At 50.2% G+C, this 13089-nt stretch carries 13 protein-coding genes; 7 read left to right on the top strand and 6 right to left on the bottom strand.

Annotation, left to right across the window (positions count from 1 at the left end; all coding sequences use genetic code 11):
* Positions 1–74 precede the first annotated feature (74 nt).
* Together HCH_RS15005 and HCH_RS15000 are read right to left on the bottom strand one after the other, a co-directional pair.
* Positions 75–389: an SDR family oxidoreductase gene (locus HCH_RS15005; RefSeq protein ID WP_041598684.1), complete on the bottom strand. Its 315-nt coding sequence runs from the start codon at positions 387–389 to the stop codon at positions 75–77.
* Positions 390–439: 50 nt separating this feature from the next.
* Complete coding sequence (locus tag HCH_RS15000) at positions 440–1012, bottom strand: TetR/AcrR family transcriptional regulator (protein ID WP_011397162.1); 573 nt, start codon at positions 1010–1012, stop codon at positions 440–442.
* Between the two features lie 334 nt (positions 1013–1346).
* Between HCH_RS15000 and HCH_RS14995 the strand changes: the two genes are divergently transcribed.
* Positions 1347–1682 carry a YnfA family protein gene (locus HCH_RS14995; protein WP_011397161.1) on the top strand — a complete coding sequence of 112 codons (336 nt, stop codon included), beginning with the start codon at positions 1347–1349 and terminating at the stop codon, positions 1680–1682.
* On the opposite strand, the gene HCH_RS14990 is transcribed toward HCH_RS14995, so the two are convergent.
* A complete protein-coding gene (locus HCH_RS14990) occupies positions 1651–2628 on the bottom strand; it encodes an AraC family transcriptional regulator (RefSeq protein WP_158304961.1) in 978 nt (325 codons plus the stop codon). The two genes, HCH_RS14995 and HCH_RS14990, sit on opposite strands and share 32 nt — an antisense overlap.
* 217 nt (positions 2629–2845) lie before the next feature.
* Between HCH_RS14990 and HCH_RS14985 the strand changes: the two genes are divergently transcribed.
* Positions 2846–3235 (top strand): hypothetical protein, encoded by a 390-nt coding sequence (locus HCH_RS14985; RefSeq protein ID WP_011397159.1) that lies wholly within the window; start codon positions 2846–2848, stop codon positions 3233–3235.
* Positions 3236–3299: 64 nt separating this feature from the next.
* Here the strand turns inward: HCH_RS14985 and HCH_RS14980 are convergent, their stop codons facing one another.
* The 3 genes from HCH_RS14980 to HCH_RS14970 form a co-directional block, all read right to left on the bottom strand.
* Positions 3300–5363 (bottom strand): protein-disulfide reductase DsbD family protein, encoded by a 2064-nt coding sequence (locus tag HCH_RS14980; protein ID WP_011397158.1) that lies wholly within the window; start codon positions 5361–5363, stop codon positions 3300–3302.
* A gap of 26 nt (positions 5364–5389) precedes the next feature.
* Positions 5390–6457, bottom strand: a complete 1068-nt coding sequence (locus tag HCH_RS14975) for a TlpA family protein disulfide reductase (RefSeq protein ID WP_011397157.1) — start codon at positions 6455–6457, stop codon at positions 5390–5392.
* A gap of 91 nt (positions 6458–6548) precedes the next feature.
* On the bottom strand, positions 6549–7157 hold the full coding sequence (locus HCH_RS14970; protein ID WP_011397156.1) for an FMN-dependent NADH-azoreductase: 609 nt from the start codon (positions 7155–7157) through the stop codon (positions 6549–6551).
* Between the two features lie 247 nt (positions 7158–7404).
* Between HCH_RS14970 and HCH_RS14965 the strand changes: the two genes are divergently transcribed.
* The 5 genes from HCH_RS14965 to HCH_RS14940 all read left to right on the top strand — a co-directional run bounded on the left by HCH_RS14965 (position 7405) and on the right by HCH_RS14940 (position 12886).
* A complete protein-coding gene (locus tag HCH_RS14965) occupies positions 7405–8793 on the top strand; it encodes a PLP-dependent aminotransferase family protein (protein ID WP_011397155.1) in 1389 nt (462 codons plus the stop codon).
* Between the two features lie 618 nt (positions 8794–9411).
* The gene (locus tag HCH_RS14955) at positions 9412–10578 is read left to right on the top strand and encodes a hypothetical protein (RefSeq protein WP_011397153.1); all 1167 of its coding nucleotides are present in this window, start codon (positions 9412–9414) and stop codon (positions 10576–10578) included.
* A 9-nt stretch (positions 10579–10587) separates the two neighbouring features.
* A complete protein-coding gene (locus tag HCH_RS14950) occupies positions 10588–11532 on the top strand; it encodes a hypothetical protein (RefSeq protein ID WP_011397152.1) in 945 nt (314 codons plus the stop codon).
* Positions 11511–12224, top strand: a complete 714-nt coding sequence (locus HCH_RS14945; RefSeq protein ID WP_148212580.1) for a DUF6882 domain-containing protein — start codon at positions 11511–11513, stop codon at positions 12222–12224. Before HCH_RS14950 ends, HCH_RS14945 begins: the two co-directional genes overlap by 22 nt.
* Positions 12225–12532: 308 nt before the next feature.
* A complete protein-coding gene (locus HCH_RS14940) occupies positions 12533–12886 on the top strand; it encodes a histone-like nucleoid-structuring protein, MvaT/MvaU family (RefSeq protein ID WP_011397150.1) in 354 nt (117 codons plus the stop codon).
* The last annotated feature ends 203 nt before the right edge of the window (positions 12887–13089 follow it).

Raw genomic sequence — 13089 nt, 5'->3', positions numbered from 1 at the left:
AAGAGTGCAGTAGAGATAACCTCTCACAGAAATATGTCGCGTCCATCACAAGCCTGCGTGTTGGCGGACCATCTCTAATCTCTTCTCTTCAGGAAGGCTTCGATGCAATTCAAACCCCTGTTCTGCGTCCGGTCCTGCGAGATACATGACTTTATACGCCCGAATTTATTAAGGGTTTCTGCCACTGCGGCTTCCACAGAGGCAGAATCGGTGACGTCAAGCGGGTACACTTTGATGTTCGGGCTGTGGGTCAACGCCTCACCGTCGGAGGGCTTCCGCATAGTGGCGACAACATTCCAGCCCTGTTCAGCGAACAAAACAGCGGCCGCATGCCCGATTCCGCTTGAGGCGCCGGTGATCAGAACAACAGGGTTAGTTTTAGTCATCATAATATTTCTCCAATAGCGAATATAAATTCGGTTAAAAGTTAAAAAAATACTCAGGATCGTATGCCATCCCAGCAAAGCTGGAAGGCAATCTCACGGGCTTCTTCGGTATCAGTAATCGAACCGGCGCGAATAAGACGCGCAGTTTCGCGGATTGATCCAAAAAATAGCGAGCTAATAAAAGGAATCGGGATCGGTTTCAGGATTTCTTCTCTCTGTCCTTCAACAACCATCTGTATCAGTCCTTCACCGTGTCGTTCGACAAAGGCGCGGCTTTCATCGCTCATGAAGGATGAACCGACAAACTGTTCCATAAAGGTTACTTGATCAAAGCGTTGCAGGCGATGATCGAGCATCTTATTCCATACATTGCGCACTTTGCCTTTGAGCGGCAGGGTTTGGTCAATGCCAGTGAAGTAGAAGTTCAGAGCCTCCCTCTTGGCCTGGCGATAGACCTCATTGAACAACGCTTCTTTGTCTGGGAAATAAACATAAAGCGTACTGGTGCCAATGCCAGCTTCTTTGGCGATCTGGGCCAGGGTCAAACCGAAGAGGCCGCGTTCCGCCGCTAATCGGCAGGTGGCGGTAATCACGGCTTCAAGTTTCTTCTCATCTTTAGGTTTCATAAGCGCCACCATAACCGAATAAATATTCGGCTTCAAGAGAAAAATGTATCCTTTTGTATTTGAGCTTACCCAGACCGGGATGATGCTAACAATTTATCCCCTTTCACTTGAATAATCCTCCCCTCCCCCTCCTCAACCGGTCTGAAAAGCCCGCTCCATTGATACTCCACAGGAATGGACTTTCAACGGCCTCTTGTTCAGCTCCAGGTGGCAATACTAAACTGGCGGAAGCTGATGGAAATTCCGCCGAGCAAGAGGCCGAGGGAGAAAGCCTCGACAAAGTATGGTCCCGCCTCTAGCTTTTTTACATTAACCGCACTGAAGGAATGAGCCGATGGCGCTACTCAAGATAACCCTCCTGTTCGCCGTCACGGCGATAACGGAGATTGTTGGTTGTTATCTACCATGGCTGGTAATCAAACAGGGCAAGTCGTTATGGCTGCTTGTTCCCGCCGCCCTGTCATTGGCGATATTCGCCTGGTTACTGACCCTACACCCAACCGCTGCTGGCCGCACATACGCCGCGTATGGTGGAATGTATGTCGTTGTCGCACTGATATGGCTCCATTTTGTTGAAGGGGTGGGATTAACCCGTTTTGACTTTCTCGGCGCCACCATGGCTCTGGCGGGTATGGCCATTATCGCGTTGCAGCCAATCTCCCATTCCTGATTACCGCCACCGATTTCGAATTAATTGCCGAAAGTCGATACTCGCCGGGAGTGATATCGTAGCGTCGCTTAAAAGCGCGGCTAAACGCAGCTTCAGAAGCGTACCCCACATCAAGAGAAACTTGAGATAAAGGGCGGTGACTTTGTTGAAGAATCTTGCGCGCCTGGTAGAAACGCCAGCTATTCAAGTACTCCATCGGACCCTGTTTCAAGTTCCTTTTGAAAAGAACGCTAAATGCAGAGCGCGACATCCCCACGGCGCCTGCGACTTGCTCCACTGTGAGAGGCTCATGATACCGACGATGAAAAATATTCAACGCCCGGGCGATCCGTCTATCTTGTATCACGCCCACCGGCTCACCTTGTTGCGATTGCTGCTGAAAGTAGCCTTCCAGGAAGCGGATCATTAAGGCTTCCGCCAAACGATTACTGACTGGATTATCGTTGCTCTCCAGTTCCTTCTTGCTTTCTAAAAGGCCTCGCAACGCATTCGCCCATTCCACAGATTTGCTCTGATGACGGACAACAAGCAAATCAGGCAAGGCTGCAAGAAAGGGAACCGTATCTCTATCCATGATGGCGAAATGACCGCACAGCAACCGATTATTAAACGGGCCCTCACGAAACAGCGGCGCGCCCTGCCGCAAACTTTCCAGGTACGCCTGATCAGTCGCCAGCGCCACATCAGGAGCATAAGAAAGCGTATGAACTTGCCCCCGCATGCACAGTGCGATGTCGCCAGGCGACAAACGAACCTGTTCCGTCGCAGTGGTTAACCAACAAACCCCGGCGGCGACGCAGTGAAACTGTATATATTCAGAGGCGCTCACCGCCATTCCCCAATCGCCGTGCAACTGACTATCAAAGTATAAACTCCCACTAATCCTGAGATTGAACAGCACTTGGCGTAACAACGGCTCTTGGGGAAATGCTCTAGCCTTAGACATGAAACCCACACTGTCCATATGAGCGGCTCCTGAATTGGATTATGGGTGATTGCCAATCCTACTCAGACTCCCCTATTTCTATTGAGTTCCTCAGCAAACAAAACAGCAGGTCAATTTAACAAAACAGGCGGTCATGGTTCATACGGGCGCGAGTCAGGATACTGAATTCGCCGCATAACGCGGCAGGAAAAATAGCCTGGATAGGAGCAAAAACATTATGAACTACAAACTTCTGATCGCCACAACGTTGCTGCTGGGAACAGACGCCGCTCTGGCGGCTGGAACCAATACCATTTGCGAGTATCTCGGTACAGGGCGCGTTGCGTGCGACACCTTCGTATCGGGTGACGCCACATATTTGACGTCACAAACGTGGCGCGCGGAATATGGCGCAATCATTGAAGATCAGGGCCTCGGCTATATGGTTGCGCGCTGTACATCAACGTCGTCAGACGGCCGTTACTACTTCATGGCGACGTTGAGCGATGGCGGCAGTATCACACAAAATGGCGCATTGGGCTGTTCCGTAGGCGGAGGAACCGGTACGCCAGGCCCTGGCCAAGGTTGCACCATCTGGGTGAACGACCAATGCCAGGAGCCTCGGTAGATTTGAGGGCCTGCGCATGCGCAGGCCCTGTCGTTGCAGACAAATCGAAGGAAGCTAAAGGAGGCTATTTGCCTGCCTGATGAACTAATATCGATGGCGTCAGGATCTGAGGCAGAACCGTGGGTTTACTTACCCCCTGTCTATACCATAAATACAAAGGCACGCCTGAGCGGCCATGTCGCGACAGAAATTCAGTTATCTCACTATCGCCGTTCGTCCAGTCGCCAACCATGGTTACTACGCTGTTTTGTTCAAATGCGTCTTTTACTTGTTTCTGATCAATAGACGTTTTCTCATTCACCTTGCAGGTCAGACACCAGTCAGCGGTGAAGTACAAAAACACATCGTTCTCCGCCAGCGCCGCCTCTAGCTTATCCTGACTAAACACAACGGCTTCTGAGACGTGTTTTTGCTCAATCTGCGCCGCTGCATGAGCAGGCGGAATCCAGCTGATCACCGCCCAGAAAGGCAATAGCGTTAATGCGATGGCGGGCCACCATTCCCCCCTGCGCTGACTCTGTTGCCACAGACCGGTAACCCATAAACCAACCGTGGATAACATCGTGGCTGCGAGCACCGATAGCACATAGTCATTATTGGCCTGGCGCATCAAAACCCAGACCAAGCCTATTACGGTAATGAACATCGGCAGAGAAAGAACGCGCCTTGCGGTCGTCATCCAGGCGCCGGGTTTGGGGAAGTGAGCGCGTAGCGCGGGAATAAAGCCCACCAGCAATATCGGTAACGCCATGCCGAAACCCAGGCCCGCAAAAATCATAAAGGCTATGCCGGTGGGTAAGACTAAGGCCGCCCCCAAAGCGGTCGCCATAAACGGACCCGTGCAGGGCGTGGCGACAAACGCCGCTAGAACCCCGGTCCAAAAGTCGCCCATTGGCCCTTTTTTATCTTGCAAACGAGACCCGGAAGTCAGTGTCCCGATTTCAAACAACCCCGCCAGATTGAAGCCGATTGCGCTCATTAATACGATCAACGCGGCGATCACCGCAGGGCTCTGTAGCTGGAAGGCCCAACCGATTTGATGCCCCACGGCTCTCAGGCCCAGGATCACGCCGCCCAGTAGAACACATACCAATATGGCGCCAGACGTGTAAGCAACAGAGCCTGTCCTGGCCTCTTCTTTAGACCCTTGCTGGGTGAGGCTTAATATCTTCAGACTCAATATAGGGAACACGCAGGGCATGATGTTGAGCAACAGGCCGCCCAGGATTGCGCCGAAGAAAGCCGCAAATCCGATCACCCATGTGTTCTTACTGGCGGAGCCATTGCTATTTGCCCTGTCGGAAATCAATGCGGCGGGGTCTGCTTTATCCGCTTCAAAGCTCAGGGCAACGCCGTTATCCAGCACTAAGACGCCCTGAAATAACTCCCCCAATTCATCACCTGCGTTAGTTTGCATTCTGAGAGTATCGCCGTCATGGGTGAATGACTGCCTGGCGCTGTTTACGATCGTATTATTCATGATCGGGTAGATATGGGCGTTATCGCTTCTGATTGAGTCTGGCAAGGGTAAGGCGAGAACAAACTTTCCGTTATCGACGGAAAACCGCCCTTTCGCGGCTAAAGGTCTGGGGAGTTTTTGTCTCCATTGACTGAATGTATCTATGCGGCTGTCAGAGGCTTTTCCATCCCCGACGATGATAGAGGTTTCAATAGTCTGTTGTTCAGGCAGGCACGCGGTGGAATTGCAAACCAAATAACTGGCGTCGAGCTTTATTGGCAATGAACTCCCGGCCGCAATACCTTTATCAATCTTTATAAGCGTCAGCAGAGTATATTCACCAGGATAAACGTAGTTCATGATATCCGTAGTGAGGAGCTGACTCGGTGCAGGGTATTGCGCCTCCCCTATCTTCACGCCCTGGGGAAGCCGCCAACTAAGCCGGGTCGGAAAGCCGGCGTCGCCAGGGTTAAGCCAGTAGCCATGCCACCCTTGCTTGGGCGTCATAGTTAACGCCAGCTCGTACTCGCCGCCAGCGGCGGGATTTTCTGATTCCAATAGAATGGATATTGAAAGCAGGCGCTGATCATCCGTTTGTTCGCTGGCCAGAACTTGCAGAGAGCCTATCAAGGCGACCAGCCACACCATCATTTTCATCAGGAACTGCATACAGCGCCTACTCTGATTAATTTAAGTTACTTGAAATTCGCAATGGTTTTCAAAGCGGCGTCAAAATCGTCATCCTGTATCGAAGATTTCAGGCTAACGATGCCGTCAGGCTCGATGACGGCGATGGTTGGCACTTGATTAACGCCAAACTGCTTAAACAACTTTCCATCTTCATCAAACACGATGGGCATGGAGGCCCCATAATTCGCGCGATAGTCTTTAAGATCAGCAGGCGAGGACCATAAGTTGGTGGAAACGGTCACCCATTGCACATCTGATTGCTTTGATTGGCTCTCCAGCAGTTCACGAACCTGAGTGCAGGCTTTTGATGTTTTCGGCTCCGTCTTCTCTAAATACCATTCACACCAGGGAGCAAAGAACACCACGGCCACTTTCTTGCTGTCAGGCGTGTTAAATTTGAAACTCAGCGGTTGTGCGTCAATGGGTGAGAAAGAGACATTCGGCACGATGTCTCCCACTTGGTAACCATTATCTTTGGCGGTTAACACAGGATTATTCAAAGGCTTTTCGGCGGATTTTTCCGCTACAACGCGATCCAGCGCCTGATGCAGCTCCTGATCATCCTTGTGTCCGAAATAAGCAAACTCACCTTTTTTATCGATTAGTACGTGCTGTGGAGTGACGCGCAATTGAAACGCACGCGCCAGCTCTCCGTCGTCGATGGTGATGGGCATTGTCAGTCCCGCTTTTTCACGAAACGCAGTGACGGATTGCTGATTGTCACTGATCCCTGTATTGATCGCGACCACCTGAATTTTGTCGCCGTACTTTTGAAAAATCTCTTCAAACCCCTGCATTTGTTCACGGCAGGGCGCGCACCAGGTGGCCCAGAACTTCAGATAGACAGGCTTCTCGCCATACACTTGAGCAAGATCGATGGTCTCGCCATCAATATCTTTAATCCTGATTTTGGGCGCCGGCGCGCCAATCAGAGATTCGCCGGCAATCTTGGCTCTTCGCTCACCCTCGGCTGAATAATCGACCTCTTCTGCATAGCCGGATTGAGAAAATGCAGATAGAGATAAAAACGCAACCAATGGTATTTTCATCAAGCCCTTGAACTGTGTTGGCATAGCATTGCTCCTGAGTTTGTTAAGCTTATGTATCGGAAAGGTCGGAAACGGTTGGAGAAGAAACCTGCTCTGAAACTCAGCAGGCCTTCCTCTAAATAATCATTTCATCAACGCTTGAAATCGCCTTGGGTACAGCGACGTCGCGGGTGAGCGGGTCGTGGGTTCCATCTATTCGGATGAAATTCAAATCACGGATTCCAACGTATTGGAACGCCACGTTTATATAAGGAGTGAACTGGTCGTGACTGACATACGGGCCATTCGAAAAAGCGCTGCCGCTGGCCATTACAACATACACTTTTCTATCTGCAACCAACCCGATCTTGTCGCCGCCATCAGTAAACCGGAAAGTCCGCCCCGCCCTGGTGATGTGATCAAACCAGGCCTTTAATACTGACGGCAACCCCAGATTCCACATGGGGGACGACAGGACGATCAGTTCACTGGCGAACAGCATATCGACCATTCTATCTGAGAGCCTGACGGCGTTTTTCTGCTGCTCTGTTCGTTGTTCGGGTTCGGTAAAGAACGCCTCGATAGTAAATCCATCCAGGTGCGGCAAGGGTTCCTGCGACAGGTCGAGCACTGTTTCATTGAGCTGCGGGTGTTTCACTTTCAGCCGGTCGACAAGATAGTCGGACACTTCCCTCGACGCCGAACCAAACAGGTTTGGACTCACTTTGATGTGCAAGAGATTCATACTGCTCTCCTTTGAGATTGGGGCTTAACGCAATTAGCGGTCAGTCAACTGCAGGGCGTCTCACACTATTAATCAGGCAGACAAATAGCTTCCTTCTATTTGTCTGCAACGACAGGGCCTGCCATGTCGGGCCCTGTCTCCCGCGGCTCGCCCAGGTCGCCATCCGGCGGGAAGACTGGTGGTGAATTATGAGCAAAAATGACGTACTTTAAGGGTACAAAAGCTGTATTTTTAGGTAGGACATAGAGTGGGCTACAAAGATATTTATGATCGCTTTATCAGCGCTATACACCGAGGCGACCTGAAGCCGGGCGAACGAGCGCCATCCATACGCAGTCTGGCGCAGGAGCTCGGGGTCGCCAAAAAGACGGTGGAGTCGGCTTACGATATTTTGATTGGCGAGGGCTACCTTGTCAGTCGGGGCCCCAGGGGAACGGTTGTTAACCCGGATCTGGTCATTGATAGCGCCTACTGGAATCAGTCGCCGACCAGGCTTGAGGACCCTGATTTAAGAACGGTCGTAGACCTTCGCGATACTCGCGGTTTCTTTCAGCTTGGCATTCCATCTCTGGATGAGTTTCCTTACAAAAAGTGGCTGCTTCTCTCCGGGAAGGCCGTCCGCTCCATGACCTATGAAGACATGAATTACCCGCCTGTCATGGGGCATCTCCCCCTTCGGCAAGCGATAGCCAACTACCTTAGTATTTCGCGTGGCGTCAACTGCACCGCAGATCAGGTCTTCATCACCAACGGCTATAATTCCAGCCTTAGGCTCATACTTGAGGCCATGGCGTCGAGTTCAGACAAAGTCGTATTTGAGGAACCAGGATATTTCTTCGGGCAAAAGCTGTTAGAGAGACGGGGTCAAAATCTCCACTACGCGCCCGTCGATTCGGAAGGCGTTAATGTCGACTTTCTAGAGACTCATCATAATGACGCCAAACTCGTCATCATCACCCCTTCCCATCAAAGCCCACTTACCGTCAGCCTGTCTTTGCCAAGAAGGCATCAATTACTGAATTGGGCTCAGGAGCGCCGGGCGTGGGTTATCGAGGACGACTACGACGGGGAATTTCACTTCTCCAGAAAGAATATCCCGTCGTTAAAGAGCCTGGATGTCTTTGACCGGGTGATCTACGTCGGGACGTTCAGCAAAACCATCATGCCCTCACTGCGCACGGCTTATGTGGTGATCCCCAAAGCATTGATCCCTCAGTTCTATGAGACAGCGGAAATCGTTGAGACAGGGTTGCCTCTACTCCCGCAGAGAATTCTGGAGTCATTTATATCCTCCGGCGCTTTCTTCAAACATCTTAAGCGCATGCGTTCTCTGTATGAGTCCAGAAGAAGAATGGTGCGGGACGCGTTCATAGAAATTTATGGCGACTTCTTCGATATGCCGCTCCAGAATGGCGGCATGCATATTGTCGCCTTCCTGAAGCACGGCGCCCAAGACAGAGAGCTTTGCCATATATGGCAGTCGCATAATCTGCAAGTGCTGCCGCTTTCAATGTGCTACGCCCAGAAGAAACACAGGAAATACGGACTGGTCATTGGTTACACCAATATCAAATCCAAGCAAGAAGCGATCTCGGCGCTGCGTCTCCCCTATCAGCAGACGCTGGAGTTACTGTAGAGGCGTATGTCGCTGAAAGCGCTATTTGGTGGAAAAGCTTAGATGCATATCCCAAAGAATGGCTATTATGAATGACCTAACGCTAGAGGCTTATAAACCGGGTCATCTCTTCCAGGTTCATATTCCTGTAAAGCCTCTTACAGTCATTAGGCGGGGCGTTGGCGAATGCGGGGAGCCTTCCCCGGGGGCGATGCGCCAAGTCCGGCGCGTATTCGGGAAGGTAGCGGCGTATCGCCTCGTCCGCGATGTCCTGGGGGGATTTTTGAGATTGCGAGTCCATCTGCGACGCCTGATAAAATTAAAATAAAAGAAGTGTTGCACTTCTAATCTCAACGCGCCAACCACGTCAAGCCGGGAGCGGGCTCTATTTCCAGGGGGCTATTCCCTATAGCCGATACTGCCCATCCACTCTCACAAGTAAAATATTCTTGTATTGTAATCAATCGTAACTTATTTGTTGTGCTCCGCGTCGTCTCCATCAGGAATGACGTCTTACAAGGGATATGTCCGCATGTACTCTAGCCGCCGTTACCGCGTCAAGCATCGGACCAATGAGAAAGTCGAAGAACTTTCGTCGCTCAGTCCTATCGAAAGCAGCTTAACAAGGATGACTGTTGAATGATCTCCACCCGTTATTACAAGATCAAGCATATGTTCGACGTCACCGTCGACGAGCTGCCTTATATCGAGTCCCCTTTTGTGGCGGCCAGCATTTTGGAAAGGTGCTTATCCATCGAACCCGAAATGGATAAGGTTTCCAAACACCTTGCTGGCAATCACTTCGGGTCACCGCTTAATGCCTTTCCTGGTCGAGGGGTAAGCAGTTTTCCGCCATGGCGCCATAAGTTTCTGAACGATGTAAAGAATGGCCACGTCCTACTGATCTTCACCGACCAGAAAAAGCCATTCATGCCCATAGTTGAGGAAACGCCAGATGGACTTGCACCAACCAATGCGGATTACCGCGTAGGCTCTTGGCTAATCAGAACCGCCGATCCAGCTCCGCCGCCACCTCCAGCGGTTACAGGCAAGGTCAGCGAAGTATCTTCGTTCAATGGCAATCTTGGATGGGAGAGCGTGCCGCAAGAGCGGAGGCCTCTTCCACCAATTAAGCCAGGCCAAAATTCTGAGCAAACCTCGGAGGAAGGCGCCAGTGACAATGCGACAGCCAAGCTCTATACCGAGCAGGAAGTAAACGAGATCGTAAATGATCCCGAAAAACGAAAGGAACTGTTTGACAAGCATGGCATCACGGTTGGTCCCTATCGAACGCTTCAAGGAGTTAAATTAACCGGATATCAACGCGAGCATTTTGTGCCGCATTCATGTTTCATGGCCAGGTCTAGAAACGCCGCCTCAAAAGAAAAGCGATCCGCCGTACCAATTAGGCCTGAGTTTGGAAGTTATACCGAAGGGAATGCGATTACCTATTTTGTGTACGATGGCCAATCCAATGGTACAGAGCATCGGTATTTAACCGATGAGGAAGCAAAGTTCGCCAAGGACCTTCAAGACGAAGGCAGATACGCAACTGTGACGGAGTGGCTGGATCACATGGAGTACGTCACCGCCATGTCTCTGCCAATGACCAATATAATGAGGGCGAAAGATGAGTATAGGGCTCGCGTTCCGGCTGATGACGCGGCACTTGTGGCTAAGTGTATTAGAAAGGAGTATGAGCTCTATCTGGAAAGTTGTGGTTGCGATATGGACGCACTTTGCTCCAACCTGATTGGTGGTGGTGACGTGCCAGCAGGCAACATTCGCACAGGCGAAGACTTCTAAGGAGACGAAATGTACGAAATAAACCAAGTTTTAGGTGTATGTGAAAACCTTAAAGGGGAAATATATGAGGTTTTTACACACTATGATGAAGGCGATGCAGTCTCTGCCGTAGGCACGATAACAAAGAGTCCTACTGACAAAAACGGTATTGTGCTCGGCCAGCGCCCGCCTCAAGTTCTTTGGGCCGACACTCAACTGAACGCCATGTGGATGTCGCCAGAGGGCAATTTATGGGTTGTTGACAGATCCGGCAATGCCTACACCGATGCTGACGTTACTTTCCCTACTCCACCTCAACCCAGTTTTAGGTATAAAAAATTAGCTGCAGACAAGGACTGGAACGTTACATACGTCGCCAACAATTTACTTCAAGCTGTTTGGGGCACATCCAACAACGATGTCTGGGCGAGCAGCTTTAGAGGCCAAGCCTATCACTGGGATGGACAGTGCTGGAGTGAGCATGATATTGGAAATGTCTCAACTGCAATGGATGGTTCCGGTCCTGATGATATTTATATCGTCGGCTATCACGGGAAAATTCATCACTATGATGGCCAAACTTGGAAACAAATTCCCTACCCGGATCATTTGCCGGAAGGGGAAGTCTTTACCGACGTAAAAGTAATAAGCGAATCTGAAGTTTACATATGCGGTCGAAGCGGAGACTTGCTCAAAGGCAATGCAAAAGATGGCTTTGTAGACATTGGCTCGCCGGAATACACTTGGTATGGCATAGGCTGCTTAAACGAGCGAATTTTCCTAGCAGGCGGATCGAAAGGAATCTTTGAGTTAAAAGACGGGCAATTCATTTGCCTCAAAGATAAAGGAAATCCTGTAGGAGTGTTTGAGACTCAAAAAGCTATCTACTTTATTCCAGGGGAGCAACAGGAAAATTCATGGATAATTCAATATTGGCCTGGCGCGGATAAAGAGTGGATGAAAATATCATCGTAAGGGAGCAAGAATTGACAATGCAACAATTCGACGATCTGCTTCATCAACATCTTTTACCACAACTTTATCGCCACAAAGCCCTGCGACTAGCTTATGGAGAGGATGCGCCGGAGGGATACGACTTACACCAAGGTGTCGCGTGGTATAACAATCAGGAAATGCCGATTCAGCTTCTGGGTACTTACTCCACTAACGACCAATCATTTTGTTGGGCGTGGGCCAGTCCCAACCCAATGCCGGCTCCGTTGATTCAATCGAGCCTCCAATTGAAGGAATGGTTCTCTGTAAATGGAATGAAGCATCTGGTTGACGCAGGAGGTATACCAAAGGTGGACCCATTGCGTCTCTGCGCTGTCTCCGCGGGCATTCTAAACGAGAGCTATGTGATAGAGATTCTACGTTTCACCAACACCATCCATGGCTGCATTCTGGTCTCGCACCCAGAGCCGCTCCCACGGCTCACGCCACATCCGCTGTGTAGAATGATGCAGTATGCGCTGCAGCAGCATTTGCACCGCCATCTGGAGCCAACATTATCGTTCCTTCAGCAAATAGGGTTCGAGGTAATACAGAACGGTCGCCATTGGAATGCAAACAGGGATGATGGAACGATCACGATCACTTTGGATGAGCAAGACTATGTGTCGCAAATCACTCCACTTACCCAGGATGCGACAGGTAATTTGCAATAAAAGTATGTGGACAACGTGACCTGATATTGTCGTTTCAAACTTTACTTTACCACTCACTGAAAGGCGCACGGCCAGATATCTCATCCTCCATCTGGCTGCCTTTCAGACCCATAAAGTAAAAATATAATCTCAAACAGTCATTCTTGAATATCCAAAGAGGGCCGGAAAAAGGACTCCCCGGCCATCTCTTAATCAAGAGCCCTTTAACATCAGCAATTTAATACAATAATTCTGTACGTTATACTTAAACTAAAGCTGTGGTTTATAGGCTTATCGATCCAGAATAATGACTGACAAGAGACTATATAATGAGAAAATTAAATGCCTATCAAAATGCCTTGGCTGAGCTTGAAGCGCTGCAGAATAAAATCGCGTCTTTGGAGCAAAGCGATGAGCTCAAAAAGGGTCTCGAATTCAAAAAGAAACTTGAAGCGTTGATGTCCAAATATAAGATGTCTTCCGAAGATCTATTAAGTATGTTCGGCGCAAACGCCGCTCCAGCCAAATCCTCTGGAAAACGTCGAGCCCCACGTCCCGTCAAGGTCTATAAGAACCCCAAAACTGGTGAAACAGTGGAGACGCGCGGCGGCAACCACAAGACGCTGAACACGTGGAAACAGAAATACGGGAAGGAAAAAGTCGAGAGCTGGTTGGTTTCGTAATTCACTGGAAATACCATCCTAAGCCAGCGACATTAGAGTTGATATGGATAGTCTGTACCAAGGTTGAGCACTGCGTTAGTTTGCGCCTCGTTCGATCCGAAGGTCGCCCGGTTGAGAATGTTCGTAGCGTATAGCCAATGGTGCCCCCGGTTTTGAAGCACATCCGGTCGTCCGGACATGCGCGCTTCGGCTTTGCTTTGCGT

It is taken from the genome of Hahella chejuensis KCTC 2396 (assembly GCF_000012985.1).
Classification (GTDB): Bacteria; Pseudomonadota; Gammaproteobacteria; order Pseudomonadales; family Oleiphilaceae; genus Hahella; species Hahella chejuensis.
Note: the sequence above shows the minus strand (reverse complement) of the source record. Positions and strands in the feature narration are given on the sequence as shown.

What these genes read in the sequence shown, in the direction of transcription:
- HCH_RS14995 (WP_011397161.1), top strand. Translation starts at nt 1,347, where the DNA reads ATGGCGCTACTCAAGATAACCCTCCTGTTCGCCGTCACGGCGATAACG.
- HCH_RS15000 (WP_011397162.1), bottom strand. Translation starts at nt 1,012, where the DNA reads ATGAAACCTAAAGATGAGAAGAAACTTGAAGCCGTGATTACCGCCACC.
- HCH_RS14980 (WP_011397158.1), bottom strand. Translation starts at nt 5,363, where the DNA reads ATGCAGTTCCTGATGAAAATGATGGTGTGGCTGGTCGCCTTGATAGGC.
- HCH_RS14970 (WP_011397156.1), bottom strand. Translation starts at nt 7,157, where the DNA reads ATGAATCTCTTGCACATCAAAGTGAGTCCAAACCTGTTTGGTTCGGCG.
- HCH_RS14985 (WP_011397159.1), top strand. Translation starts at nt 2,846, where the DNA reads ATGAACTACAAACTTCTGATCGCCACAACGTTGCTGCTGGGAACAGAC.
- HCH_RS14940 (WP_011397150.1), top strand. Translation starts at nt 12,533, where the DNA reads ATGAGAAAATTAAATGCCTATCAAAATGCCTTGGCTGAGCTTGAAGCG.
- HCH_RS14950 (WP_011397152.1), top strand. Translation starts at nt 10,588, where the DNA reads ATGTACGAAATAAACCAAGTTTTAGGTGTATGTGAAAACCTTAAAGGG.
- HCH_RS14975 (WP_011397157.1), bottom strand. Translation starts at nt 6,457, where the DNA reads ATGCCAACACAGTTCAAGGGCTTGATGAAAATACCATTGGTTGCGTTT.
- HCH_RS15005 (WP_041598684.1), bottom strand. Translation starts at nt 389, where the DNA reads ATGATGACTAAAACTAACCCTGTTGTTCTGATCACCGGCGCCTCAAGC.
- HCH_RS14990 (WP_158304961.1), bottom strand. Translation starts at nt 2,628, where the DNA reads ATGTCTAAGGCTAGAGCATTTCCCCAAGAGCCGTTGTTACGCCAAGTG.
- HCH_RS14955 (WP_011397153.1), top strand. Translation starts at nt 9,412, where the DNA reads ATGATCTCCACCCGTTATTACAAGATCAAGCATATGTTCGACGTCACC.